Origin of the sequence: Mesorhizobium newzealandense, from assembly GCF_042682145.1 — a bacterium.
Taxonomy (GTDB): domain Bacteria; phylum Pseudomonadota; class Alphaproteobacteria; order Rhizobiales; family Rhizobiaceae; genus Mesorhizobium; species Mesorhizobium newzealandense.
On record NZ_JBHUGZ010000032.1, the window covers coordinates 122,887 to 148,768 of the forward strand.

Consider the following 25,882-nt stretch of genomic DNA (forward strand, 5'->3'; position numbering starts at 1 on the left):
TTCTGGCGCGCCCGGTCTTCACAGCGCCTTCACCGCCACCTTCACCGGCTGCTCGATCTCAAGCGGATTGCGCAGCGGCAGGCCAAAATCCTTGGCCCCGATCTCGAACACGTCGCCGGCCTCGGTGTTGATGCCGTCGGCAAAGGACAGCGTCGCCGTGCCGAACATGTGCACATGCACGTCGCCCGGCTGGCGGAAGGCCGCATATTTGAAGTGGTGGTGTTCGAGATTGGCGATGGTGTGCGACATGTTTGCTTCACCAGACAGGAACGGCTTTTCCCACAGCACCTCGTTGTCGCGATAGATGCGCGAGGTGCCCCTGATGTCGGCAGGCAGGTCACCGATCAGGATCTCCGGCCCGAACGATGCGTTGCGCAGCTTGGAGTGGGCGAGGAACAGATAGTTCACACGCTCTGTGACATGGTCGGAAAACTCGTTCGACAGCGTGAAGCCGACGCGGAACGGCGCGCCGTCGTCGCCGATGACGTAGATGCCGGCCACCTCAGGCTCTTCACCGGCGTCCTTGGCGAAGGCCGGTGACAGGAGTGCGGCACCTGGCGCCACCGCCATCGTGCCGTTGCCCTTGTAGAACCATTCCGGCTGCACGCCGATCTGGCCTTTCGCGGGCTTGCCGCCCTCCAGCCCCATGCGGAACATCTTCATGGAGTCGGTCAACTGTTCCTCGCCATCGGCGCTGAGCTTCTTGTGCATGGAATCGCGTGTCGCGGCCGATCCGAGATGCGTCAGTCCGGTGCCGGTCAGATGCAGGTGCGCCGGATCGGGGTGATTGATCGGCGACAGCAGCCGCCCCTTCTTGTAGGCGGCATCGAGATCGACCGCCTCGCCTAGGCCCTTGCGTTCGATCAGCGCGACGAGGCCGACGCCGGTGCGGGCAGCCTCCATCGCCAGCGAATAGACGCTGCGGGCGCCATTGATGATCCGGGTCTTGCCGCCGTTGCGGGCAACGACGCGGATGGTCTCGGCGTCGTCGAGAATCTGGGAGATCAGCATGATGAATCCTCTCTCATTTGCCTTGGCAGGGCTGCCGGAACGGCAAACCTTGCCCAGCGCGGCCAGGACCTCGTCCCATGCCACGGGTGAAATTCTCCATTCGGATTGCGCTCGCGAGCCTGGTCCCTCGGGGGACTTCTTTTCGTGCCGGCGGGTTGCCGAGCAGCGCCGCGATGTGACCCGTATGCCTTCCTGGTTCCCTCAGCCCTTGTTCTTGTTGTAGACGTCGAACACCACCGCGCCGAGCAGCACCAGGCCTTTTACCACCTGCTGCCAGTCGACATTGACGCCCATGATCGACATGCCGTTGTTCATCACGCCCATGATGAAACCGCCGACCACCGCGCCGATGACCTGACCGACACCACCCATCGCCGAGGCGCCGCCGATAAACACCGCGGCGATGACGTCGAGTTCGCTGCCGAGGCCCGCTGCCGGCACCGCCTGCCCAAGGCGCGCCGCGATGATCAGGCCGCCAAGCGCCGACAGAACACCCATATTGACGAACACCATCAGGGTCAGCCGCTCGGTCTTGATGCCCGATAGCTGCGCCGCCTTGGCATTGCCGCCCATTGCGTAGATGCGCCGGCCGATCGTCATGCGTTTGGTGACGAACACGAACAGTGCGATCAGCACACCCATCACCATGAGAACGATCGGCAGGCCCCTGTAGCTGGCGAATTGGTAGACCAGGAACAGCGCCAGCGCGCTGGTCACCAGGGTCTTGACGACAAACAGTGAGAACGGCTCGGCTTCGTAGCCGTGCTGCTCGCGGGTGCGCCGTGCCCTGAGCCCGAAATAGGCATAGGCGAGCACGGCGATCAGGCCCAGCACAATCGTCGTCATGTGCAGGGTCAGGCCGCTGCCCATGATGGTCTTGCCGGCGGCGTTCACGGTCGGAGGGATCAATGTCAAGGGGCCGATCACGTCCGGAATGAAGCCGGAACTGAGCGCCTTGAAGCCGTCTGGAAGCGGCCCCACCGAAGACCCGCCACCCAGCAGCGCCTGGCAGATGCCGCGGAAGATCAACATCCCCGCCAGGGTGACGATGAAGCTCGGTATTCGGTGATAGGCAATCCAGTAGCCTTGGGCCGCGCCGATGCCTCCACCGATGATGAGGCAGATGATCGACACAACCAGCGGATTGCTGAAGGGACCAAGCGGCCAGATGACCATCATCATTGCCGCCAGCGCGCCGATGAAACCGGCGACGGAGCCGACGCTGAGGTCGATATGGCCCGAAACGATCACCAAAAGCATGCCCAGCGCCATCACGATGATGAAGCTGTTCTGCTGCACCAAATTGCTCAGGTTCACTGGCTTGAACAGCGTGCCGGACGTGGTGAACTGGAAGAACACCATGATGGCGATCAGCGCCAGGATCAGGCCGTACTCGCGCAGATTCGTGATCAGCGCCGAGACGGCCACACGCGGCCCCTGCTGCACATCTTCGGCGACGCCGCTTTTCGGCGCGGGACCGCTCTCGGTGGTCATGATGGTTTTCCTTCTCCCCGAACGATGGCGCGCATGATCTTTTCCTGGCTGGCGTCGCTCGCCGGCATTTCGCCGACCATGCGGCCTTCATTCATGACGTAGATGCGGTCGGTGATGCCGAGCAGTTCCGGCATCTCCGACGAGATGACGACGATCGCCTTACCCTCCGAGGCGAGGCGGGCGATGATGGTGTAGATTTCGTACTTGGCGCCGACGTCGATGCCGCGCGTTGGCTCGTCGAGGATCAGCACTTCCGGATTGGCGAACAGCCACTTCGACAGCACCACCTTCTGTTGGTTGCCGCCCGACAGATTGCCGGTCATCTGATAGACGCTGGACGAGCGGATGTTGGTCTTGGCCTTGTAGTCGTTGGCGACGGCGAGTTCGCGCAAATCGTCGATCACGGCGTGGCGCGACACGCCGCCAAGATTGGCCAGCGTGATGTTATGCTTGATATGATCGATCAGGTTGAGACCGTAGGTCTTGCGATCCTCGGTGACGTAGGCAATGCCGTGTTCCACCGCCTTGCTCACCGACGAGACATCGATTGGCTTGCCCTTGAGCAGCACCTCGCCGGTGATACGGCGGCCGTAGGAGCGGCCGAACAGGCTCATCGCGAATTCGGTGCGCCCGGCGCCCATCAGCCCGGCGATGCCCACCACTTCGCCCTTGCAGACATTCATGTCGATGCCCTTGATCACTTGCCGCTCGGCATGGATCGGATGATAGACCGACCAGTCCTTCACCTGCAGCACGATCTCACCGATCCTGGGTTCGCGCGGCGGATAACGGTCGTCGAGCGAGCGGCCGACCATCGAGGTGATGATGCGGTCTTCCGAGATGTCTTTCTTGGCCAGCGTCTCGATGGTCCGCCCGTCGCGGATGATGGTGACCTTGTCGGCGACCCGGTTCACTTCGTTGAGCTTGTGCGAGATCAGGATCGAGGTGATGCCTTGCCGCTTGAACTCGAGCAGCAGATCGAGCAGCGCCTGGCTGTCTTTCTCGGACAGGCTCGCCGTCGGCTCGTCGAGGATCAGCAGCTTGACTTCCTTGCTGAGCGCCTTGGCAATCTCGACCAGTTGCTGCTTGCCGACGCCGATATTGGTGATCAGCGTCTTGGGGTCCTCCTTGAGGCCCACCTTCTTCAGCAAGGCGCTGGTCCGTGTCTCGTTGGCATTCCAGTCGATGATGCCAAATCTGGCGTGTTCGTTGCCAAGGAAAATGTTTTCGGCGATCGACAGCATCGGCACCAGCGCAAGTTCCTGGTGGATGATGACGATGCCCTTGTGTTCGCTGTCGTGAATGCCTTTGAAATGGCATTCCTCGCCACGGTAGACGATCGCGCCATCATAGGTGCCGGATGCGTACACGCCTGACAGCACCTTCATCAGCGTCGATTTGCCGGCGCCGTTCTCGCCGACCACGGCATGGATCTCGCCTTCCTCGACGCTGAGGTTGACGTTCGACAGCGCCTTCACGCCGGGGAACGTCTTGGTGATGTCGCGCATCTCCAAAATCGTCGAGGCCATCAGGAATACCGCTCCTCCGAGGTCCGGAACAATGCCGGGGGCTAGTATGCGAATTTTGGATTCGCCGCGCTAGCAAAAAGGGGCCCCGCTGTGCGCGGGACCCCAGGCTTTGTAACCGAGATTACTTCAGCTCTTCGGCCTTGATGTAGCCGGAGTCGACCACCAGCGCCTGGTAGTTCGACTTGTCGACATCATGCGGCGTCAACAGGATCGAAGGAACGACCTTGACGTCATTGTTGTAGGTCTTTTCATCGAGACCGTCCGGCTTGCCGCCCGAGAGCACCTTGTCGACGAGTTCGACAGTGGCCTTGGCCAGTTCGCGGGTGTCCTTGAACACGGTCGAGTACTGCTCACCGGAGATGATCAGCTTGACCGAGGCGGTCTCGGCGTCCTGGCCGGTCACGATCGGCCAGGGCTGAGCGTCCGTGCCGTAGCCGACAGCGCGCAGCGAGGCGGTGATGCCGCGCGACAAGCCGTCATAGGGCGACAGAACGCCATCGACGCGGCTGCCGTCCGAATAGTTGGCCGAGAGCAGGTTGTCCATGCGCGCCTGGGCGGTGGCGGCGAGCCAGCGCAGCGTGCCGACCTTGTCCATGCCGGTCTGGCCGGACTTGATCTTGATCGAGCCGTCATCGATCAGCGGCTGCAGGACGGAGATCGCGCCGTTGTAGAAGAAGAAGGCGTTGTTGTCGTCCGGCGAGCCGCCGAACAGTTCGACGTTCCACGGCTTGGTGTTCGGGAAACGCTCCTTGAGGCCCTTGACCAGCGAGTTCGCCTGGATGACGCCGACGCCGAAATTGTCGAAGGTGGTGTAGTAGTCGACATTGGCGGTCTTCTTGATCAGGCGGTCATAGGCGACGACGACGACACCGGCGTCAGCAGCCTTCTGCAGCGCATCCGACAGGGTGGTGCCGTCGATCGAGGCGATGATCAGTGCCTTCGGGCCCTTGGTGATTTCGTTTTCCAGCTGGCTGAGCTGGTTCGGGATGTCGTCCTGCGCATATTGCAGATCGACAGTGTAGCCGAGAGCCTCGAGCTGGGACTTGACGGCGTCGCCGTCATTGATCCAGCGCTGCGAGGTCTTGGTGGGCATCAGCACGCCGATCAGGCCTTTGTCGGCTGCGTGCGCCGAGTAGGTCATGGCAGCGATGCCAAGGGCCGCGACGGCGGCCAGTGTCTTGATGATTTTCACTTAACTCTCCCTGGTTGATGGACGCGGCACCCCGGGGCTTCGCGGGCCGCGCAGTCGAGCGGAAGCGCAAGGCGCCGCCGCCGGCATATCGATCTCTGGTATCCTCCCAATGGTCCCGAGACGCTGATTTCAGTCGATACGATTTTGCTCGTTATCGACCGTCAAGTCTCAGAACGCGCCATAGGGTGTGGCCCTTTGCCATAACTGTCAAATGCGATCTTTGATGGTTGATATATCGAAGCTGATATATATTAGAAGCGCATGAAAACGTGGCCCCGTGGCCAGTTCGTCATACGCGTGGGAGTACGGAAAATCATGGCGAGGTTGCGCAATTCTGTTGGGATCTCAGGCGGTTACAAGGAGCGTCCAGGCGACGGCGAAACCTTGCTGCGCAGTGGTCTCAGCCTGCGCCACATGCGCATGATCGTCGCACTCGACGACCATGGCCGGGTGAGCGCGGCAGCTCAGGTCATGAACATTTCGCAGCCGGCGGCCTCGCGCATGATCAGCGAGATGGAGGCCGTGCTGGAGGTCAAGCTGTGTGAACGGCTGCCGCGCGGCATCACCTTGACGCCCTACGGCAAGGCACTGGCCAGGCGCGCGCGCTCGATCCTGCTCGAAATGCGCGAGGTCGACCGCGAGATTTCCGAACTCAAGGCGGGCAAGGGCGGCTCGGTGTTCCTGGGGGCCGTGACGGCACCGGCGATCGAGCTGGCTGTGCCGGCAATTCGCGAAATCCGCCGCATCTATCCACGCATCGAGATCACCATGCAGGTCGAGACCTCCAACGTTTTGGCACGCGAACTGATCGCTACGCGTCATGATTTCATCATCGCGCGCATCCCCGACGATCTCAATCCGCGGCTGTTCGAATCGCGCGTCATCGGCGTCGAGAAGGCCTGCCTGATCGTGCGCCGGGGTCATCCGCTCGCCAAGGGCGAGGCGGTGCGGCTGGAAGAGACCGCCGCCTATGACTGGGTTTTCCAGTCTGGCGGTTCGCCCTTGCGCCAGGCGATGGAGAGCAATTTCCTCAACCGCAACATCGCCTTGCCGGACCGCATCCTCAACACCAGCTCGCTGCTCTTGACCCTGGTCATGGTCGCACAGTCCGATGCCATTGCGCCGGTATCGATCCAGGTGGCGAAATTCATCCAGAATCCCGACGGGCTGGCCGGCGCCATCGACGTCGTCCAGACCGAATTCGACATCGAGGTCAGGCCCTACAGCCTGATCACGGTGAAGAACCGCGTGCTGTCGCCGGCCGCCAAGATGCTGCACGACTTCATTCTGCGAGAGGTGGGATAACGGTCAACTCGGGCACCTGCCGGGGCGCGTAGAGCTTATGAAAGAGCCGCCTGGCCGAGGCCGGCGAACAGCGAGCCGGGAACATTATTTCGTGCCGACGCGTTCATGATCTTGCAAGGGACGATTTCTTCTGGAGATGAACATGCGCAGCTTCGAAATCATCGACCTGCTTTGCGTGGTCGAGGCCTGCAAGCACGATCGATCGGTCGGGAATTTCGTCTCGATGGCCGAAGGCGTGGAAGAATTGCGGGTACTGACCGGCGATTTCGTCTCATCGGATGACGATGTAGCAAACGCCCTCGCAACGGTGGCACTTGCTCGAGGCTGCTCGGTTTTGTTCGACGAACAGGCAGGCGCTGAATTGTTTCTGGCACCCTAAGCTGGAGCGGGTAGAGGGAATCGAACCCTCGCGTTCAGCTTGGGAAGCTGACAAGCTACCATTACATCATACCCGCGTGAGCCCTCGATACCATGATGGCCCGGCTTCGGGCAATCGCCAAAACGGCCCCCGCACTGGCGCGGCAGGCTCAAGCGCCGGGCAGGTAGATCAGGGCGTACTCGTCCGAATAGGCGCGCTTCCAGCCCAACTCCTCGAAAAAGGGAATGCGCTTGTCGCCGGCCGCCAGCAGCGCCCAGTCGACTGCGTATTTCTTCAACTGGGCTTCGAGGAGCGGCTTGCCGTTGCTTTGCCCCATCTCGTCCTCGGTTTTTGTAAAACCGCCCAAGAACAGCTGGTCGGTCCGTCCGTCGATATAGGTCTTGATCCCATGAAAAATCAGCGTGCCGCCGAAATCGTAGGAATTCAGCACGTTGCCGGACAGATGATGGCTTTCGGCGAATGCCAGCGCTCCGCTGGCCGACGTCTTCGGGCTCGGCGAGAGCTGGTAGACGCTGCCGAGCACGCCGACCGCGCCGATCAGCAAGACAGCTGCCGCGCCGCAGACCGCGTAGAACCGCCTGGCGACGAATTTTTCCAGTCCGTCGCGCTTTTCAACCAGCCAAGCGGTGACCGACAGCGAGGGAAACTGCTGTGCGACCTCCATCGCGATCACCAGCGGAACCAGGAGGAAGAACAAATACATGAAACGCACATGGGCGAGAAAGACATGCAAGGTGAAAACGATGAACAACGCCTTGGCCCAGCCAATTCGCAACCGTGACACCAGCAGCCCGAACAGCGCCAGCAGCATCACAACTTCCTGGAGTGGGTAATCCTGCACATTGAACGGTCGCCATTCCACGATCAGCGACACTGCCTCATTGCCATAGGCCACCGCGAAGGTCGCCAGGATGGCCTCGACGCCATAGGGGTGGATCAGGCTGACCAGCGGACAAAGCAGACCAAATGCGATCCATTTTGCCAAGAGGGCCGGTTTCGAGAGACCCGTACGGGTCAGCAGATCGAGACCGGCGAAAGCTGCGATGACGAAGCTCACGGTGAAGGTCGCGTGCAGGTTCGCCCACAACACAACCAGCACAAGCAGCCACCAGGGCGGCGCCCGTTCTTCCCTTGCCGCACGAAAGAGCACCGCCGTCCAGATGACGATGATCGGGAAGGTGAAGATATGTGGGCGCCCGGTATAGATCGGGGCAATCGCGACCGCCGCGACAAAGGCCAGCGTAACCGCCAGGATCGGCTTCAGCCATGAGCTGAGAAACCATCCCATCAGGAAAACCGTCAGGGAAATCGTGGCGATGATCAGCGTGACCACGCCGTTCCAGCCTCCTGCCCGGTAGGCAAGAGCCAGCATGACCTGGCCCAGCCACTCCTTGGCAATCCATGGCTGGCCGGCAAAAGTGTAGGAGTAAGGGTCGACCGTAGGAAATGTCCGGTTTGCCAGGAAATCCAGCCCGACCTTTACCTGCCACCAACTGTCGGGATCCTGCAGGACGGAATTGGCGAAGGCCCCCATTAATGCCGCCGAGACACAGGCCGTGAACAGGCAGAATATCAGGCGGATCCGCTCGTCGTCCGTTGCGGCCTCCACACTGGCCAGGGCGTTGTCCATAAGTGCGCCGCCTTTAATCGTTTCCGATGACAGTTTGGTTCAAGGAGTTCGACTGGTCGGCGCCCGCCGGGGCCTATCGGTCACATGGATGTCCGGGTCGACCCTGTCGACTGCGCGACCTTCGCGTCCGACAAATACGAAGTGAGCCGAACCGAGGTAGAAGACGACCGAATAGACGCAGATCCCCGCCAGGTGAACCAGGGGGCTTTCGGTGATGCCTGCCGAGCGGGCGGCGATCACGACTGCCAGATTGATGCTGTAAGCGACCAGGAAGACGCCCCCATATCGCAACAGGGTTCCGGCTCGGAAGCCATCGGCTCGCGTGAAGGTCCATTGGCGGTTGAGGACGAAGCCGAGGACAAGGCCGGCGGCATAGCCCGTGGCGTTGGCGACGATGTCGCCAAGACCCAGTGCAAGCCCGGCCAGAATGACCGCGTATCCCAGCGCCGTGTTCAACAGACCGACGGCGCCAAATCGCAGCATCCTCGGATAGTCAAATGGCAGGTTTGACCGCATGCGCAAAATATTGGGCTCCGACAGGAATCTTGGTGAGGAAACGCTCGAATGGCCTCAGCCTCGCAAGCAGCCGGGGAAAGAAAATCCGGTAGACGATCCGGGTGTTGGCAAGACCCGCCGCGGCCATGCGTCTGCGCATCTCGCGCGCATTGATCAAAACCGCGTTCTCGTCGAACGCGCAATTTCTCACCGCGTGCGTGGTCAGCGGGTTCCACGGATTATGCTCGAAAACAAAGAAGCTGCCGCCATCGGCCAGCACCCTGCCGATCTCCGCGAGCAGTCCGATCTGGAGGTTCTCGGGAATATGGTGGAAGACGCAGGCCGCGAAAGCCAGTTCGAAGCTGCCGTCGGCAAAGGGAATTGTCTTGCCATCGAAATGCGTGAAGGCGGCTTGGTCGGGAAAGCGCTTGCTGGCGATGTCCAGCGATTCCCGCGAAGGATCGAGCAAGGTGATCTCGCTGTCGGGAAACGCGTTGCGCATATGGCCGAGCGAATTGCCGACACCGGCGCCGAAATCGAGTATCCGTCGCGGTTTCACGCCGGCCCGCCGCAGCGTCGCGGCGATGTCGTCGATCTTGTACTTGTGGAAGAACTCCGGCGCTTCACCGCTCAGCTTTATGCTCGCGGCATGCTGTTCCTGGTATTCGCGCGCAAACTGGTCGAACTCCGCCTCAAGCACGTGCGGCCCTCTTTGCCATCTTCTGCAGGCGATGGACCGGCAGATCCTTGTCAGTGGCTGCCCGGTTGCGCGAAACGATCTCGTTGACGAAGTAAAGCGGCCGCCGCTTTGTCTCCATGTACATGCGCCCGAGATACTCGCCGAAGATACCAAGCACCATAAGCTGGACGCTGCCCAGGATCAGCACGATCGCGGCAAGGCTGGTCCAGCCTGGCAAGACGTTTCCGACCGACCATTCGATGAGGGTGTAGCAGAGCACAACCAGCCCCAGAAGCCCGAACAGCATTCCGAGCAGCGAGGCGAACCGCAGCGGCGCGATGGAAAAGCTGGTCATCGCGTCGACCGCCAGAAGAACCATCTTCTTCAGGGGATAGTGGGTGGTGCCGGCAAAGCGCCGGTGTCTTTCATAGGGGAAGGCAACCTGTTTCAGCCCGATCCAGCTCACCATGCCGCGAATGAACCTGTATCGCTCGGGCATCGCGTTCAGATGGTCGAGCGCGCGGCGGCTCATCAGCCGGAAATCCCCGGAATTCGGCGCGATCTCGACGTCGACCATGCGGCGCAGCAAGCGATAGAACATCGAAGCGGAGGTGAGCTTGAACCAGCTTTCCCCGTCTCGGCTCAGTCTCTGGCCGTAAACGACATCGAAGCCTTCATTCATCTTCGCCATCATGGCGCCGAGCAGCTCAGGCGGATCCTGCAGGTCGGCATCGAGAATGAGAATGCGCTGGCCGCGGCAGAATTCGAGCCCCGCGCTCAACGCGATCTGGTGGCCGTAATTGCGGGCAAGGTCGATGGCGACGACATGGTCGTCCTTTTCGGCCAACTGGAAAATGGCCTCGCGCGTGCCGTCGGTCGCGCCGTCGATGACAAGGACGATCTCATAGGAGGATCCCTGTTCGAGGCATGCGTCGGTCACCCGTCGATGAAGTTCGGCCACCCCATCCAGCTCATTGTAGCATGGGACGACCACCGACAACATGACGGCGCTTCGCGCGGTGTTTTTCTCCATCTCCACCAAAAGCCCCTTGCTCCCGCTATTGGAATGGCAATAGCGGGAATTGGTTAGAAAACAGATAAACCAGCGGCCACGGCCCTTGGTCGGCCAGCCTTTCTGCCGTCAGCGGCCAAGATCACGAACGAACCTTCAATTCCATGCGGATCCGGGCGCCCGCCAGGGCCGGTCAATATCCGAATGGTGCCATTGTGCAGCAACGCGATCTGGCGGGCAAGGTTCAAACCCAGACCCGCGCCACGTGTCATCCCGGAGACCTGTCGGCTTGAAGCCGGCAAGCCAAGTGCGTATGTCTGGGCCGACGCCCCTCGGTATGGGCACCTCACTCGGAGACGGGCTTTGTCCGCATTGACGCGCTTTCTCGGCGACTCGCCGCTCAGGGTGATCCTGAAGCTGCTTGTGGTGTCGTTCCTCGTCGGCCTCGTCATGAATGCCTTCGGCTGGTCGCCGATAGACGTGCTTTACGGCATCCAGAGGTTCTTCCGCGACCTGTGGAATCTCGGCTTCCATGCCATCGATCGCTTCCTCGGCTATATCCTGCTGGGTGCGGCGATCGTCGTTCCGGCCTTCATCCTGCTCAGGATCGCCAGCTACCGGAAGTGACTTCAAGCGTAACCGGCTGCGACCTCGAATAAAATGGCGTGGCGTGCGGCGAGTGTGGGCACATCCGTGGAGTAGCCGCCACCGATCACGCCGCAGACGGGGATGCCGAGCCTGCGGAAGTGACTGATCACCGTTTCGTCGCGGGCGCGCAGTCCGTCATCCGATAACGACAACCGTCCAAGCCTGTCCTCTGCGTGAACGTCGACGCCGGCATTGTAGAAGATGATGTCCCAGCGCTTTTGGGAGCTGAGTTCCGGCAGGATGGCGGCGAGCCCCTCTATGTAAGCCGCATCACCCGTGCCATCGGGCAGCGCGACATCGAGGTCGGAGGCGATCTTGCGCACGGGGTAGTTGCGGTCGCCATGCATGGAAAAGGTGAACACGCGCGGATCGTCGGCGAGAATGTCCGCCGTGCCGTCGCCCTGGTGAACGTCGAGATCGACGACCAGGATGTTTTGTGCGGCGCCATTGGCGAGCAGCACCAGTGCGGCGACGGCGACATCGTTGAAGGTGCAGAAGCCGGCGCCTTGCGCGCGCCGCGCATGATGGCTGCCGCCGGCCGTGTTGCAGGCAATGCCGTGGCGCATGGCGAGCCGCGCCGCCAGCACCGTGCCACCGGTCGCAAGCTGCGCGCGCAGCGAGACACGTGGGCCGACCGGAAAGCCGATCTCACGCTCGATTTTTTCGGGCACGGAGCAGTTGATGACCTGGTCGACATAGTCCGCCGCATGGGCGAGTTTCAACCACGCTGCCGGCGCCGGTTCAGCGGTGTTGAGTGCGTCGGGTTCAACCAGTCCGCGTGCCCGCAGCGCTTCCATCAGCAGCGGATATTTGCTCATCGGAAAGCGATGATTGACGGCGAAGCCGGCGTCGTAGTCGGGATGGTGGACGATCTGCAGGGGCATGGACTGGATCCGGCGGGCTCACGCCAGACCGGGGATTTCGGTTGGCCGTCACGGGATGGGTGATTGCGCGATGCCGGGAAAATGGGGCACACCGGCTGTTCGATCAAGCCGCAATCAGCAAGGCAGCAATCCTTGGACAAGGGTGCAACCCCAGCCGACGCCAGATCCTTTGTCGTCACCAACCGTTCCGTGCTCGCCATCGCGGTGCCGATGACGCTTGCCTATCTGACGACACCGATGCTCGGCCTGGTCGACACGGCGGTTGTCGGCCAGTTCGGCGACGCCGCCTTGCTCGGCGGCCTGGCGGCCGGCGCGCTGATCTTCGACGTCGTCTTCACCACCTTCAATTTCCTGCGTTCGGGCACCACCGGCCTCGTCGCCCAGGCTCTCGGACGCGGCGACGAACTGGAGGAACAGGCGGTGTTCTGGCGCGCCGTGCTGATCGCGGTCGTCGCCGGCATCGTGTTGGCAGCGCTTGCGCCGCTGGTCGCCATCGCCGGGCAAAAGTTCATGGGTGCCGAACCGCGCGTCAGCGAGGCGATGGGCGTCTATATCCGCATCAGGCTGCTCGCAGCTCCCTTCTCACTGATCAACTATGCCATCCTCGGCTATGTCCTGGGCCGTGGCGAGGGCGGGCTCGGGCTGATGCTGCAATTGGTGCTGAACGGCATCAACATCGCGCTTTGCTTCCTGCTCGGCCTGAAGCTTGGCTGGGGCGTCGCCGGCGTCGCCTGGGCGACCGTCACCGGTGAATTCCTCGCCATGCTGCTGGGCTTGGCGATCGTCGTCCGCCGGTTCCGGGCGGCTCCGTCTTTGCCGCGCCACCGCCTGCTCGACATGGCGGCCTTCCTGCGCATGCTGTCGCTCAACCGCGACATCATGATCCGCTCGTTCTCGCTGCTCGCCGCCTTCGCGCTGTTCACCCGCCAGGGCGCGCAGTTCGGCACGGTGACGCTGGCCGCCAACGCCGTGCTGATGAATTTCTTTCTCGTCGCCGGCTATTTCCTCGATGGCTTTGCCACCGCCGCCGAACAGCTGGCGGGCCGTGCCGTCGGTGCGCGTGCCGCCACACCGTTCCGGCAGGCCGTGCGGCTCACCTTGTTTTGGGGGTTCGGGCTGGCGGGCGCGGCCACGCTGATCTTCTGGCTGGGCGGTGCCGGCCTGGTCGCCTTGGTCACAACGTCGCTGGACGTTCGCGGCGTCGCTGACATCTATCTGCCCTGGGCGGCGTTGACGCCGCTCAGCGGCGTGCTGGCATTTCAGATGGACGGAGTCTTCATCGGCGCCACATGGTCACGCGACATGCGCAACATGATGCTGCTGTCGTTTCTTGTCTTTGCAGTCGCGTTGCTCACCTTGGCGCCTGCCTTCGGCAATCATGGCCTATGGGCGGCGCTGCACGTCTTCCTGCTGGCGCGGGGCTTCAGCCTGCTGACGATTTTGCGGTTGCGGCTGCGGACAGCGTTCAGCTGAGCGGCTTAGACGCCCATTGATCGAGATGGCTGTCACGCAACTCGCGAATGGATCTGAGGCGCCCCGTTTCGGCAAAGCGTGCCATCCCGGCGACGATGCGGCCTGGCAGTGCCGGGCCGGCATAGATCATGCTGGTGTAGAGCTGGACCAGATCGGCGCCGGCGCGGATCTTTTCCAGTGCCGCGTCGGTGGAATCGACGCCACCGACACCGATGATGGCGCGCTCGGGGCCAAGCAGTTTGCGCATCCTGGCCAGCACGATGGTCGAGCGTTCGAACAGCGGCCTGCCGGAGAGCCCGCCGGTCTCGCGCGCGGCGTCGCCGCTGCGCAGCGCCGGCCGGGAGATGGTGGTGTTGGAGACGATGACGCCATCGATCTGTTTTTCAGTGGCCTCGGCGGCGATGTCTTCCAGCTCGGCCTCGACCAGGTCCGGCGCGATCTTGAGGAAGATCGGCGGCCGTGCTGTTGCTGTGGCGCGCGCGGCCATGACACGTGACAAAAGTTCGCCGAGCTGCTCGCGCGCCTGCATGTTGCGCAGGCCCGGCGTGTTGGGCGAGGAGATGTTGACGGTCAGATAGCTGGCGTAGGACGCAAAGCGGGTAACGCCGCGCTCATAGTCGCCGATGCGATCGGCACTGTCCTTGTTGGCGCCGATGTTGACGCCAACGATCCCGGCACGCCCCCTGCGGGCAGCGAGGCGCTTTTCGGCGGCCGCGTGGCCTTCATTGTTGAAGCCCAGCCGGTTGATCACCGCTTCATCCGCCGTCAGCCGGAAGATGCGGGGCTTCGGGTTGCCCGCCTGCGGCAGCGGCGTGATCGTGCCGACCTCGGCAAAGCCGAAGCCGAGCCCAAGCAGCGCGTCCGGCACTTCGGCATTCTTGTCATAGCCCGCCGCCATGCCGAGCGGGTTCGGAAAATCGAGGCCGCAGACCGTCACCTTCAGCCGCGCATCGCGTGTCGTCCGCGCGCCGACCGGCAGGCCGCATCGCAGCGCCGCGATCGACATGCCATGCGCGGTTTCCGGATCGAATGTGAACAGCAGTTTCTGGCCGATACGGTCGAGCACGCTCATTCGGCCTCCAGCGCCGGGAACTGGTGGGCACCGTCGGCGCCGAGCGGCAACGGTTGGACCCACAGGACGGCTTTCAGGTCCAGCACGCCGTAAAGATGCGGAAACAGCGCGCCGCCGCGCGAGACCTCGTATTTCAACGCGGCGTCCAGACGCGGGCCGTCGATGGCGACCAGCAGAAGGCCGGTCTGGCCGGTAAAATGCTTTGCCGCCGTTTCCTTGACCTGCCCTGCCGTGGAGAAATGGATGAAGCCGTCGGCGACATCGATCGGCGCGCCGGTGTAGCGGCCATTGGCTTCGGCCTCGCGCCAGGGCGCTTCCGGGGTTATCTTGTAGATAATCTGAGACATGGTTGCGCTATAGTCCGAACCAGCCACGCGGGAAAGACCACGCCAGGGGTCTTCCCCATTTCCGGCGCAAACATGTGATAATTCTGAGTTTGGCCATGGAGGACAACATGCGTCTGCAGCACATCTTGATCCCCGCCGCGCTCGCTTCGCTGGTCGCGGCTTCAGCTTATTCGGAAGAAACCGACCGCTACCGGCTGGAAAAGTCTGACAACGGCTATGTTCGGATGGACACGCAGACCGGTGCGATGTCGATCTGTGAGGAGCGCTCCGGCCAGCTCGTCTGCAAGATGGCGGCTGACGAACGCGCCGCTTTCCAGGACGAGGTCGACCGCCTCCAGACCTCGATGAAGGCGATGGACGAGCGTGTTACCAAGCTCGAGAATTCGCTCTCTGCCCGCCTCGAATCGAAATTGCCGAGCGAGGAGGATTTCAACAAGACGATGAGCTACATGGAGCGTTTCCTGCGCGGCTTCATGGGCATCGTCAAGGAAATGGACAAGGACGACGGCGCCCAGCTCAACTCGCAGAAGACCTGAGCGCTCAAAATAGGGAAAACGCGGCGCGCTGGCTTTGCCGCTTGAAAACAGCGCGCAGCCCCTCATAATCGTCCAACTGGTCCCGGAAAAAGCTAAAAAAACATCGGGGGATTCGGGGAGGGACATTTGCCGTCAGGCTATTCTTTCGTCATCGCCGACGATCACCCGCTGTTTCGTGGTGCGTTGCGCGAAGCGCTCGCCGGCATCGGCAATGTCGCGGCAATCCACGAAGCCGGCGATTTCGAGAGCGCCAAGGCGCTGGTCGTGGCCAACGAGGATGTCGATCTGGTGCTGCTCGACTTGTCGATGCCGGGCGCCAGCGGGCTTTCCGGCCTGATTTCGCTGCGTGGCATCCACCCGGCGGTGCCGCTGGTCGTGGTGTCTGCGCATGACGATCCGGCCACCATCAGGCGTGCGCTCGACCTCGGCGCTTCCGGCTTCATCTCCAAGTCGGCCAGCATGGAAGAGATCCGCAATGCCGTGCAGTCGGTGCTTGCCGGCGACATCGCCGCGCCCGTCGGCGTCGATCTCGGCGTCGAGCGCGATCCCGAGATTTCCGACCTGATCAAACGCCTGCAGGCGCTGACGCCGCAGCAGACCCGCGTGCTCGGCATGCTGGCCGAGGGCCTGCTCAACAAGCAGATCGCCTATGAGCTCGGTGTCTCTGAGGCGACCATCAAGGCGCATGTCTCGGCCATCCTGCAGAAGCTCGGCGTCGACAGCCGCACCCAGGCAGTGATCCTGCTGTCCAAGATCGGCAACGACCCGTTGCAGCCGGCCAGCTGACACGCGGTCCCCGGCGAAATCAAACGACTGGATTATTCGGCGGCCGATGCCAGTGGCCTGACCCTGGCCATCATCGAACGCAGCCCCGCCGGCTTCAGCGGCTTGTTGATCACCGGAATCTCCAGCGCACCCGCCGCTGTGCGCACCTCGTTGGAGCGGTCGGCGGTCACCAGCACGGCCGGCAGGCTATCGCCATGGATCGCGCGCAGCCTGACGACGATGTCGAGACCGGTTTCGCCATCGAGATGGTAGTCGGCAAGGACGATGTCCGGGCGGCGTATCGCGGCCAGATCCCTTGAGCCGGACACCGTGTCGACGTTGCAGCCCCAGCCTTCGAGCAGGAGCCGCATGCCTTCGAGGATGCGGGCATCGTTGTCGATGCAGAGCACGCGCAGCCCGGCCAGCGACGCTGTGGCGCGGGCAGGAGCCCTGGTTTCGATCTCGCGTCGCGGCTCCTGCACGGCCGCGACCGGCAGGATGACGGAGAAGCGCGTGCCCTTGCCAGGATTGGAAAAGATCCGGATCTCCAGGCGCAACACCCGGGCGATGCGGTCGACGATCGAAAGGCCGAGGCCAAGGCCCTCGGCTTCGCGCGCGCCTTCGTCCAGCCGGGTGAACTCGTGAAAGACGGTGTTGAGCTTGTCGCCGGCGATGCCTATGCCGGTGTCGATCACCTGGATCTCGGCCAGTTCACCACGCCGGCGCACGCCAACCAGCACACGGCCGTGGCGCGTGTATTTGATGGCGTTGGAGACGAGATTCTGGATCAGCCGTCGCAACAGGTTGCGGTCCGTCTTCACGGTCAACGATGATGGCATGATCGTCAGGCCGAGCTTTTTCTCGGCGGCCAGCGGCTGGAAGTCGTTGCCGATCTGGCGCAGCAGTCCGTCGAGATTGAAGGCGGTGTCGTCCGGCTTCATCGCGCCGGCATCGAGGCGGGAGATGTCGAGCACGGCGCCGAGAATCGTTTCTACCGATTCCAGCGAGGATTCGATGTTGACCGCTGCCTTACCGGCGGGCCCCTTGCCGGCCTTCTCGATCAGCGACGAGCAATAGAGCCGGGCGGCGTTCAAGGGCTGCAGGATGTCGTGGCCGGCGGCGGCGAGGAAGCGCGTTTTGCCGAGATTGGCCTCCTCGGCCAGCATTTGCGCCTGCGCCAGCTCCTCGTTGACGCGGGTCAGCTCGATGGTGCGGGTCTTGACGCGCTGTTCCAGCGATTCATTGGCGCGCTTGAGTGCCAGGTCCTGTTCGACGCGCCCGGAAATGTCGGCATAGGTGGCGACGATGCCGCCATCCGGCATCGGGTTGGAACGCAGCTCCAGGATGCGGCCGCTGGTCTTGAGTTCCATCTGCCATGGGCTGACGAAACTGGTCAGCCGGTTGAGCATCGCCACACGCTGGTCCGCGGGAATGTCGCCACGCTCGGCGAGGTGGCGCAGGATGCGGTCGAGCGAGACGCCGACCTGGCCCATCTCGTCGGGCAGGTCGAACAGCGCCCGGTACTGGCGGTTCCAACAGATCAACCGGAAATCACGGTCGAAGACGGTGATGCCTTGCTCCATCTGGTCGAGCGCGATCTGCAACAGGTCGCGGTTGTGCTGCAGCGCCTCGGTGGCGTCGTCGAGCAAGCGGAATGCGTCCCTGGATTCGCGGTCGTGGCGCCGAAACAGCAGCGACAGGATCAGCCGCGCCGAGGAAGAACCGACGGCGCTGGCCAGCAGCTGCTCGGAAAAGCGGATGACGTCCATGCTCGCCTGCTCTTTGCCGTGCAGCGAGGTGCCGTTGGTCTTTTCGAACGACTGGAAGGAGCGCTCGGTGCGCTCGACGCCGAGATAGCGCGAGATCGTGTCCTTGAGGTCGTTGACGGTGATGGCGGTGCGGAAGCGGCGCAGGCTGGGCATCGGGCCGGCATCGCGCGGGACGAAGATCGAGGCCTGGATGCGTTCCAGCGGCACCGAGGCGCGGGACAGCGAGCCGAGCACAAAGAACACCCCGTTGATCGACAGGCTCCACAACACGCCGTGGTTCAGCGGTTCGGCGACGGTGCCGAACAGTGCCTGAGGCCGCAACGCCTCGAAGCCGAACAGCCCGTGCACGATGATGCCGGTATCGGGTGAGGCAAGCGATGGAAACAGCAGCGTGTAGCCCCAGACGAGGATGCCGGCGACCATGCCGAGTGCCGCGCCCCTGCCGTTGGCGCCGCGCCAGATCAGCCCGCCGATAAGCGCGGGCGCGAACTGCGCAATGGCCGCGAAGGACATCAGGCCGATCGACGACAGGCGCGCGCTGTTGGTGCTCTCGCGGTAATAGAGGAAGGCGATGAACAGCAGGATGAAGATCGCCCCGCGCCGCACATTGAGGATCAGCGTCGACCAGTCTTCGTCATCGGAGGTCGAGGTCTTGAGCAGGCGGCGCACGAACAGCGGAATGACGAGGTCGTTGGAGATCATGATCGACAGCGCCACGCTTTCGACGATCACCATTGCCGTTGCCGCCGACAGCCCGCCGATGAAGGCCGCCATCGCCAGCACATCATGGCCGCTGAACAAGGGCAGCGACAATACGTAGAGATCGCTGCTGGTTCCGGTGCCGACCAGCGACAGGCCGGCAAAGGCGATCGGCAGCACGAACAGGTTGATCGCCACGAGGTAGAGCGGAAACACCCATGTCGCGGTGCGCAACTCGGCCTCGCCGCGGTTCTCGACGATGGTGACGTAGAACTGCCGCGGCAGCATGATGATGGCAAAGCCGCTCAAGCAAGTCAGCACCAGCCAGGTGGCGAGCGAGGTGTTGTAGCCCATTGCCTGCCGGACCTGAGCATTCTGCGCCAGCTTGTCGAACATGTCGCCAGGGCCGCCGAAGATCATGAAGGTGACCATCAGGCCGATCGCCAGGAAGGCGGCAAGCTTGACCACGGTCTCGACCGCGACTGCCAGCACCAGCCCGTCCTGGTGTTCGGTGGCGTCGGCGTGGCGTGTGCCGAACAGCACAGCAAACAGCGCCAGCAGCATGGCGACCACCAGCGAGATGTCGCTGACGAACGGATCGAAGGAAGGTGGCGAGCCAGTGTAGTGCTCGACCATCAGGCTGACCGAACCGGAGATCGCCTTCAACTGCAGCGCGATATAAGGCACCGCGCCGATGGTGGCGATCAGCGTTGCGATCGCCGCGACCGTGAAGCTTTTGCCATAGCGGGCGCCGAGAAAGTCGGCGATCGAGGTGATCTTCTCGGTCTTGGCCAGCCGCACGATGCGGTTGAGCAGCGGAAAGCCGAACACGAACACCAGCACCGGGCCGATATAGATGCCGAGGAATTCGAGGCCGCGTTCCGAGGAGAGGCCGACCGAGCCGAAGAAGGTCCAGGACGTGCAGTAGATGGCAAGGCTGAGCGCGTAGATGAAGGGCCGAGCCCGGCTGGGTCCAGCTGTGGCCGAGCGGCGGTCGCCCAGGCTGGCAATGGCGAACAGCAGCGTCACATAGGCGATCGCGATGATGACGATGAACAAGCCCTGCACGCCTGGAATTTCCTCCTTTGCCGTCTTTTTATCCGGCTTGCCCGGACGCAATCACAGCTTGGCGTCGGAGTCCATTGCGGCTTTGGGAGCATGATCGCGGCCGCGACATTCAGACAGCTCAACCAAGCTGCCATCCGATGTGCCGCGAGGTAAGGAGAAACCGGTTGTTTTCTCCCTTTTGCCCATGTTGCAACCCCAGGTTTTTGTTATGTTGCCTCTGGGTCGATGCCGCAGGGACGGAACGGCAGCGCGGCCGGTCATGACAAGGAGGGTCGAATGCTGAAAGAATTTCAGGAGTTTATTTCCAAGGGCAACGTGATGGACTTGGCCGTCGGCGTCATCATCGGCGCTGCCTTCGGCAAGATCGTCGATTCCCTTGTCAACGACATCATCATGCCGATCGTCGGCGCGATTTTCGGCGGGCTGGACTTCAACAACTATTACGTCGGGCTTTCCTCGACCGTCACCGCCACCTCGCTGGCGGACGCCAAAAAGCAAGGCGCTGTTTTCGCCTATGGCAGCTTCGTCACCGTGGCGCTGAATTTCATCATCCTCGCCTTCATCATCTTCCTGATGGTCAAGGCGGTGAACAACCTGCGCAGGCGGCTTGAGGCCGAGAAGCCGGCAGCACCTGCCGCGCCGCCGCCCGCAGACGTTGCGCTGCTGACCGAAATTCGCGACCTGCTGGCCAAGCGCTAAGCTCGGGCTGCATTGCTGGACCAAAACCCCGGTCGTTCGCGGCTGGGGTTTTCTGTTTTCGCATCTGGTATGGAGCGCTGATTAACGCCGAGATTGGAACGGACCCGACATGACCTTGATCGACAGTTTGCGCGCGGAAGCTCGCGCCGCGCCCGAAAGCGGCATTGTCGCCGTCGTCAATTACGGCCGCCTGCGCGAGGGCATGATCCCGCTCTGGGCCGGTGAGGGTGACCTGCCGACGCCTCCATTCATCACCGATGCGGCGTCGAAAGCGCTGGCCGGCGGCGAGACGTTCTACACCTGGCAGAGGGGCATCCCCGATCTCAGGCAGGCGCTTGCCCGCTATTATGCCAGGCATTTCGGCAAGACCTTCCCCGAGGAGCAATTCATCGTCACCGGATCCGGCATGCATGCCATCCAGCTGGCGCTCGACGCGCTCGCCGGCGTCGGCGACGAGGTTGTCTATCTGTCGCCGGCCTGGCCGAATTTCGACGCTGCCGCGGCAATATCGGGAGCCGTTCCGGTGCCGGTTACGCTCGATCACTCCGGCAATGGCTGGTCCTGCGACGTCGAGAAGATCGCGGCGGCGATCACGCCGCGCACCAAGGCGCTGTTCATCAACACGCCGTCGAACCCGACCGGCTGGACCGCCGACCATGAGACCTTGCAGGCGATCCTCGATCTTGCGCGTGCGAAAAATCTCTGGATCATTGCTGACGAGATCTATTCGCTGTTCCACTACGGCCATGGCCGCGCGCCGTCCTTCCTCGACATCGCGGTGGCGGAAGACCGCATCCTGTTCGTCAACAGCTTTTCCAAGAACTGGGCGATGACCGGCTGGCGTGTCGGCTGGATCAAGACCCATCCCGCCTTGCAGCAGGTGTTCGAAAACCTGATTCAGTATTCGAACTCCGGCGTCGCCCAGTTCATGCAGCGCGGCGCGGTCGCGGCCCTTGATCAGGGCGATGGTTTCATTGCCGAACAGGTGGAGCGGGCGAGGAAGGCGCGCGACCTGGTCTGCGGCATTCTCGGGGCCACCGATCGCGCCCGGTTCACCGTGCCGCAAGGCGCATTCTACCTGTTCTTCACCGTCGATGGCATCACCGATTCGCGCACCGCCGCTTTCGACATCGTCGACAAGGCCAATGTCGGCCTGGCGCCCGGCACGGCCTTCGGCCCCGGCGGCGAAGCCTTCCTCAGGCTCTGCTTCCACCGCCGCCTCGACCAGGTCGAGGAAGCGGCGCACCGGCTGGCGAAGTGGATGAAGGCTGTTTGAGCAGGCGGCGGCTTCAGCCGCTCGCCGTCAGCCGCCCGACTTGGGCACCAGGAGGGGAATGATCCGGTCGCTCTTGGCGACCGATGGCCGGCCGGCCGAGCCGTAGGGAATGCCGAGCGCGTCCCAGGTCTCGACCAGTGCATCCTGCAGCGACGCTATCAGCGCGTCGGAATGGAACGGCGTCGGCGTGATGCGCAGCCGCTCGGTGCCGCGCGGCACGGTCGGGTAATTGATCGGCTGGATGTAGATACCGTGCACGCCAAGCAGGCGGTCGCTCGCCATCTTGCAGAGTTCCGGGTCGCCGACCAGCAGCGGCACGATATGGGTCGGCGACTCCATCACCGGCAGGCCGGCGGCGGAGAGGATCTGCTTGGTACGCGTCGCCTGCCGCTGCTGGGCATCGCGCTCGGCCTGCGAGCGCTTGAGATGGCGGATGGACGTGGTCGCCGCCGCGGCGATCGCCGGCGGCAGCGCGGTGGTGAAGATGAAGCCCGGTGCATAGGAGCGCACGGCGTCGATGACAGCGCTGGTGCCGGTGATGTAGCCGCCCAGCGTGCCGAATGCCTTGGCCAGCGTGCCTTCGATGATGTCGATGCGGTCGGCGAGGCCTTCGCGCTCGGTGATGCCGCCGCCGCGCGGTCCGTACATGCCGACGGCATGGACCTCGTCGATATAGGTCATGGCGTTGTGGCGCTCGGCGAGCTCGACGATCTGCCTGATCGGCGCGATGTCGCCATCCATCGAATAGACGCTTTCGAAGACGATCAGCTTGGCGCGTTCGCGGCCCGCCGCCTGCAGCAGGCTTTCCAGATGCGCGACATCATTGTGGCGGAAGATCTTCTTTTCCGCACCCGAACGCCGCACGCCTTCGATCATCGAGGCGTGGTTCAGCTCGTCCGAGATGATCAGGCAATTGGGCAGAAGCCGGGCGATGGTCGAGATCGAGGCTTCGTTGGAGACGAAACCGGAGGTGAAGACGAGCGCGGCTTCCTTGTCGTGCAGGTCGGCAAGCTCGAGTTCGAGCTCGACCAGCGGGTTGCTGGTGCCGGAAATGTTGCGGGTGCCGCCGGCGCCAGAGCCCATCTTGCCAGCCGCATTCTGGAACGCGGCAATGACATCAGGATGCTGGCCCATGCCGAGATAGTCGTTGGAACACCAGACGGTGATTTCCTCGGCGCGGCCATTGGAACGCCAGATGGCGCGCGGAAACTTGCCTGCAATACGCTCGAGGTCGGCGAAGACGCGGTAGCGACGCTCGGCATGGAGCTGATCGATCGCTTCCTCGAAGAACCGCTGATAGTTCATGTCGACTTCCCAATTTTGCGCGGGATCATAATCATTGGCCGATTGGTCGTCCACCGGGCCAATTTGGTCAAAATGCCACGCCCCGGACCTGTTCCTAACGACCACGAGCCGTGGCCTATTCCCTTGATGTGGATCAATTTTGTTTCAGGATGATGCCACGTGCCGACGATACCGGTACCACCGTTCTAATGGCAATGCGTCACGCTTTCCAGTAAGGCGGTGGTTGAGACAGTTTCCGATAAATCTTGAGATGCGAGGATTTGGGATGACGGTTTTGGTGACAGGCGGTGCCGGCTACATCGGCAGCCATATGGTCTGGGAACTGCTGGATGCCGGCGAGAGCGTGGTCGTTCTCGACCGTCTTTCCACCGGCTTCGAATGGGCGGTGGCGCCGGAGGCGAAGCTGGTCGTCGGCGATGTCGCCGACAGGGAACTGGTTGGCGGCATCATTCGTGACAATAAGGTCGACGCGATCATCCATTTCGCCGGTTCCATCGTGGTCCCGGAATCGGTCGCCGACCCGCTCGGCTATTACGAGAACAATACCTGCAAGACGCGAACGCTGATCGAAACCGCGGTGCGCGAGGGCGTGCCCAACTTCATCTTTTCCTCGACCGCGGCCGTCTATGGCGGCGCCGGGTTGGAGCCGGTGCGCGAGGATGCCCGCCTGGCGCCGGAATCGCCCTATGGCCTGTCCAAGCTGATGAGCGAATGGATGCTGCGCGATGCGGCGATCGCACATGGGCTCCGCTACACAGCGCTGCGCTACTTCAACGTCGCCGGCGCCGACCCGAAGGGCCGCACCGGCCAGTCGACACCGGGCGCCACCCATCTGATCAAGGTCGCCTGCGAGACGGCGCTCGGCAAGCGCCCGTTCATGCAGGTGTTCGGCACCGATTATCCGACGCCGGACGGCACCTGCATGCGCGACTATATCCATGTCAGCGATCTGGCGGCGGCGCATCGTCTTGCGCTGCAGCGGCTGCGCGCCGGCGGCGCCAGCCTGGTCGCCAATTGCGGCTACAGCCATGGCTATTCGGTGCTCGAGGTCATCGACAGCGTGCGGCGTGCCTTCGGCCATGATTTCGAAGTGAAAATGGGCGATCGCCGTCCCGGCGACGCCGCGGCGGTGGTTGCCAATTCGGATCTCGCCCGCGCGGAACTCGGCTGGACCCCGCAACGCGACGATCTCGACCAGATCGTCGCCGATGCGCTCGCCTGGGAGCGCATCCTGACCGGCAAGAACTCGGCGCGAGGCTGAGGCGCGTTCTCCCAGGGGCTCGCAAGGCAGGCAGTGAAGCGCTATTGAAGGCATTCGCGGCAAGCGTGGAGGCGCTGCGCCGCGGAGAGCTTGGGGGATGGCATGAAAATAACGGTGCTCGGGGCCGGCGTTGTCGGTACGGCGGCCGCCTATTATCTGGCCAGCGACGGTCATGAGGTCACCGTGATCGAGCGCCATCCGGCGCCGGCGCGCGGCACCAGCCAGTCGAATGCCGGCCTGGTGTCGCCGGGTGATGCCACCGCCTGGGCCTCGCCGGCGGCGCTGAAGACCTTCCTGCGCGCGCTCTACAACCATGATCTCGGCATCAAGGTGCGGCTGCGCTTCGACCCCTATTTCCTCGCCTGGAGCCTGCGCTTCCTGCGCCAGTGCACGAAAGAGCGCCTGCGCGCCAACAGCCGGGTCAAGCTGCGCCTGGCGCTTTATTCGCGCGACTGCATCAACGCCATCTCCGCCGATACGGGCATCGGCTATGACGAGCGCAAGAAGGGCATCCTCTATTTCTTCCGCTCGCAGCACAGCCTCGACACCGGCACCGACAATTATCGCTATCTGGCCGAGCACGGCCTGCCGATCGAGATCGTCGGCCGCGACCGGCTGATCGAGCTTGAACCTGGTCTTGCCGGCGTGAAGGAAAAGATCGCCGGAGGCGTCTATTCGCCGATCGACCAGACTGGCGATTCCCGGCAGTTCGTGGAAAAGCTCGCCGCCCACGCCGCCGAGAAGCTCGGCGTGACATTTCTCTACGGCACCACGGTCGAAGGCCTCGACATCGACGGTGACCGGGTGCGCGCGGTGATGACCTCGGCTGGTCCGATTGCCGGCGATGCCGTGGTCATCTCGATGGGACCGGAAAGCGGCCTGCTCGGCCGCCGCTACGGCATCGACCTGCCGGTCTATCCCGTGAAGGGTTATACGGCGACGATACCCCTGGAGGACGAGAGCAAGGGTCCGACCATGGGCGGCGCCGACGAAGACCAGCTGATCGCCTACTCCAGGCTTGGCAACCGGCTGCGGCTCGCTTCGACCGCCGAATTCACCGGCTTCGACCGCACCCATAGACCAAGCGACTTCGCCGCCATGTTCAGAACCGGCAAGGATTTGTTCCCCGGCGCCTTCGACGAGAAGAAGGCGGAGCTGTGGGCAGGTCTGCGGCCGATGATGCCGAACTCGGTGCCGGTCATCGGCCAGGCGCGCTACAAGAACCTCTATCTCGACACCGGGCACGGCCATGTTGGCTGGACCATGGCTTGCGGCTCCGGAAAATTCCTTGCCGATCTGGTCGCCGGCCGCAAGCCGGAGATCGATCCGCAGGGGCTGGTCTACGGAGGCTAGG

23 protein-coding genes and 1 tRNA gene are annotated in these 25,882 nt (G+C 63.0%); 10 read left to right on the top strand and 14 right to left on the bottom strand.

The genetic code is table 11. From position 1 onward, the window contains the following. Positions 1-18: 18 nt before the first annotated feature. From araD1 to chvE, 4 genes are all read right to left on the bottom strand, one after another. Positions 19-1,011 (bottom strand): AraD1 family protein, encoded by a 993-nt coding sequence (gene araD1, locus ACFSOZ_RS38365; protein WP_379107188.1) that lies wholly within the window; start codon positions 1,009-1,011, stop codon positions 19-21. A gap of 201 nt (positions 1,012-1,212) precedes the next feature. Continuing rightward, positions 1,213-2,505, bottom strand: a complete 1,293-nt coding sequence (gene mmsB / locus ACFSOZ_RS38370; protein ID WP_379107067.1) for a multiple monosaccharide ABC transporter permease — start codon at positions 2,503-2,505, stop codon at positions 1,213-1,215. After that, positions 2,502-4,034: a multiple monosaccharide ABC transporter ATP-binding protein gene (gene mmsA, locus ACFSOZ_RS38375; RefSeq protein ID WP_379107069.1), complete on the bottom strand. Its 1,533-nt coding sequence runs from the start codon at positions 4,032-4,034 to the stop codon at positions 2,502-2,504. Before mmsA ends, mmsB begins: the two co-directional genes overlap by 4 nt. A gap of 121 nt (positions 4,035-4,155) precedes the next feature. After that, positions 4,156-5,226 (bottom strand): multiple monosaccharide ABC transporter substrate-binding protein, encoded by a 1,071-nt coding sequence (chvE, locus tag ACFSOZ_RS38380; RefSeq protein WP_379107072.1) that lies wholly within the window; start codon positions 5,224-5,226, stop codon positions 4,156-4,158. 315 nt (positions 5,227-5,541) lie between these two features. Between chvE and ACFSOZ_RS38385 the strand changes: the two genes are divergently transcribed. After that, positions 5,542-6,531 carry a LysR family transcriptional regulator gene (locus ACFSOZ_RS38385; protein ID WP_379107075.1) on the top strand — a complete coding sequence of 330 codons (990 nt, stop codon included), beginning with the start codon at positions 5,542-5,544 and terminating at the stop codon, positions 6,529-6,531. A gap of 142 nt (positions 6,532-6,673) precedes the next feature. Then, positions 6,674-6,910 carry a hypothetical protein gene (locus ACFSOZ_RS38390; protein WP_379107077.1) on the top strand — a complete coding sequence of 79 codons (237 nt, stop codon included), beginning with the start codon at positions 6,674-6,676 and terminating at the stop codon, positions 6,908-6,910. A gap of 2 nt (positions 6,911-6,912) precedes the next feature. Here the strand turns inward: ACFSOZ_RS38390 and ACFSOZ_RS38395 are convergent. The 5 genes from ACFSOZ_RS38395 to ACFSOZ_RS38415 all read right to left on the bottom strand — a co-directional run bounded on the left by ACFSOZ_RS38395 (position 6,913) and on the right by ACFSOZ_RS38415 (position 10,747). Next, a tRNA-Gly gene (locus ACFSOZ_RS38395) sits at positions 6,913-6,986 on the bottom strand. Positions 6,987-7,058: 72 nt separating this feature from the next. Then, positions 7,059-8,540, bottom strand: a complete 1,482-nt coding sequence (locus ACFSOZ_RS38400; RefSeq protein WP_379107079.1) for a hypothetical protein — start codon at positions 8,538-8,540, stop codon at positions 7,059-7,061. A 39-nt stretch (positions 8,541-8,579) separates the two neighbouring features. Next, the gene (locus ACFSOZ_RS38405) at positions 8,580-9,023 is read right to left on the bottom strand and encodes a GtrA family protein (RefSeq protein WP_379107082.1); all 444 of its coding nucleotides are present in this window, start codon (positions 9,021-9,023) and stop codon (positions 8,580-8,582) included. A gap of 10 nt (positions 9,024-9,033) precedes the next feature. After that, complete coding sequence (locus ACFSOZ_RS38410; protein WP_379107084.1) at positions 9,034-9,735, bottom strand: class I SAM-dependent methyltransferase; 702 nt, start codon at positions 9,733-9,735, stop codon at positions 9,034-9,036. Continuing rightward, positions 9,728-10,747, bottom strand: a complete 1,020-nt coding sequence (locus tag ACFSOZ_RS38415) for a glycosyltransferase family 2 protein (RefSeq protein ID WP_379107085.1) — start codon at positions 10,745-10,747, stop codon at positions 9,728-9,730. The genes ACFSOZ_RS38410 and ACFSOZ_RS38415 overlap by 8 nt, the downstream gene beginning before the upstream one ends. A 342-nt stretch (positions 10,748-11,089) precedes the next feature. Between ACFSOZ_RS38415 and ACFSOZ_RS38420 the strand changes: the two genes are divergently transcribed. Then, positions 11,090-11,353, top strand: a complete 264-nt coding sequence (locus ACFSOZ_RS38420; protein ID WP_379107087.1) for a DUF6460 domain-containing protein — start codon at positions 11,090-11,092, stop codon at positions 11,351-11,353. A 2-nt stretch (positions 11,354-11,355) separates the two neighbouring features. On the opposite strand, the gene ACFSOZ_RS38425 is transcribed toward ACFSOZ_RS38420, so the two are convergent. Further along, on the bottom strand, positions 11,356-12,258 hold the full coding sequence (locus tag ACFSOZ_RS38425) for a histone deacetylase family protein (RefSeq protein ID WP_379107089.1): 903 nt from the start codon (positions 12,256-12,258) through the stop codon (positions 11,356-11,358). A gap of 132 nt (positions 12,259-12,390) precedes the next feature. Between ACFSOZ_RS38425 and ACFSOZ_RS38430 the strand changes: the two genes are divergently transcribed. Continuing rightward, a complete protein-coding gene (locus tag ACFSOZ_RS38430; RefSeq protein WP_379107091.1) occupies positions 12,391-13,731 on the top strand; it encodes an MATE family efflux transporter in 1,341 nt (446 codons plus the stop codon). On the opposite strand, the gene ACFSOZ_RS38435 is transcribed toward ACFSOZ_RS38430, so the two are convergent. Both ACFSOZ_RS38435 and ACFSOZ_RS38440 read right to left on the bottom strand, forming a co-directional pair. After that, entirely contained in the window at positions 13,724-14,803 is a 1,080-nt protein-coding gene (locus ACFSOZ_RS38435; protein ID WP_379107093.1) for a quinone-dependent dihydroorotate dehydrogenase, read from the bottom strand. The genes ACFSOZ_RS38430 and ACFSOZ_RS38435 overlap by 8 nt on opposite strands. Beyond that, positions 14,800-15,150: a DUF952 domain-containing protein gene (locus ACFSOZ_RS38440; RefSeq protein ID WP_379107095.1), complete on the bottom strand. Its 351-nt coding sequence runs from the start codon at positions 15,148-15,150 to the stop codon at positions 14,800-14,802. The genes ACFSOZ_RS38435 and ACFSOZ_RS38440 overlap by 4 nt, the downstream gene beginning before the upstream one ends. A 107-nt stretch (positions 15,151-15,257) precedes the next feature. Here ACFSOZ_RS38440 and ACFSOZ_RS38445 point away from each other — a divergent pair, with 107 nt between their 5' ends. Next, on the top strand, positions 15,258-15,686 hold the full coding sequence (locus ACFSOZ_RS38445; RefSeq protein WP_379107097.1) for a hypothetical protein: 429 nt from the start codon (positions 15,258-15,260) through the stop codon (positions 15,684-15,686). A 126-nt stretch (positions 15,687-15,812) separates the two neighbouring features. Continuing rightward, on the top strand, positions 15,813-16,472 hold the full coding sequence (locus ACFSOZ_RS38450) for a response regulator transcription factor (protein WP_379107099.1): 660 nt from the start codon (positions 15,813-15,815) through the stop codon (positions 16,470-16,472). 32 nt (positions 16,473-16,504) lie between these two features. Here the strand turns inward: ACFSOZ_RS38450 and ACFSOZ_RS38455 are convergent, their stop codons facing one another. Beyond that, positions 16,505-19,987 (bottom strand): PAS domain-containing hybrid sensor histidine kinase/response regulator, encoded by a 3,483-nt coding sequence (locus tag ACFSOZ_RS38455; protein WP_379107101.1) that lies wholly within the window; start codon positions 19,985-19,987, stop codon positions 16,505-16,507. Between the two features lie 276 nt (positions 19,988-20,263). Between ACFSOZ_RS38455 and mscL the strand changes: the two genes are divergently transcribed. Together mscL and ACFSOZ_RS38465 are read left to right on the top strand one after the other, a co-directional pair. After that, positions 20,264-20,686, top strand: a complete 423-nt coding sequence (mscL, locus tag ACFSOZ_RS38460) for a large conductance mechanosensitive channel protein MscL (protein ID WP_379107104.1) — start codon at positions 20,264-20,266, stop codon at positions 20,684-20,686. 109 nt (positions 20,687-20,795) lie between these two features. After that, positions 20,796-21,962 carry a pyridoxal phosphate-dependent aminotransferase gene (locus tag ACFSOZ_RS38465; RefSeq protein ID WP_379107106.1) on the top strand — a complete coding sequence of 389 codons (1,167 nt, stop codon included), beginning with the start codon at positions 20,796-20,798 and terminating at the stop codon, positions 21,960-21,962. A 27-nt stretch (positions 21,963-21,989) separates the two neighbouring features. Here the strand turns inward: ACFSOZ_RS38465 and hemA are convergent, their stop codons facing one another. Then, a complete protein-coding gene (gene hemA, locus ACFSOZ_RS38470) occupies positions 21,990-23,267 on the bottom strand; it encodes a 5-aminolevulinate synthase (RefSeq protein WP_379107109.1) in 1,278 nt (425 codons plus the stop codon). A 265-nt stretch (positions 23,268-23,532) separates the two neighbouring features. On the opposite strand from hemA, the gene galE reads away from it, so the two are divergent. Further along, entirely contained in the window at positions 23,533-24,528 is a 996-nt protein-coding gene (gene galE, locus ACFSOZ_RS38475; protein ID WP_379107111.1) for a UDP-glucose 4-epimerase GalE, read from the top strand. 102 nt (positions 24,529-24,630) lie between these two features. Continuing rightward, on the top strand, positions 24,631-25,881 hold the full coding sequence (locus ACFSOZ_RS38480; RefSeq protein ID WP_379107113.1) for a D-amino acid dehydrogenase: 1,251 nt from the start codon (positions 24,631-24,633) through the stop codon (positions 25,879-25,881). Position 25,882: the final 1 nt, after the last annotated feature.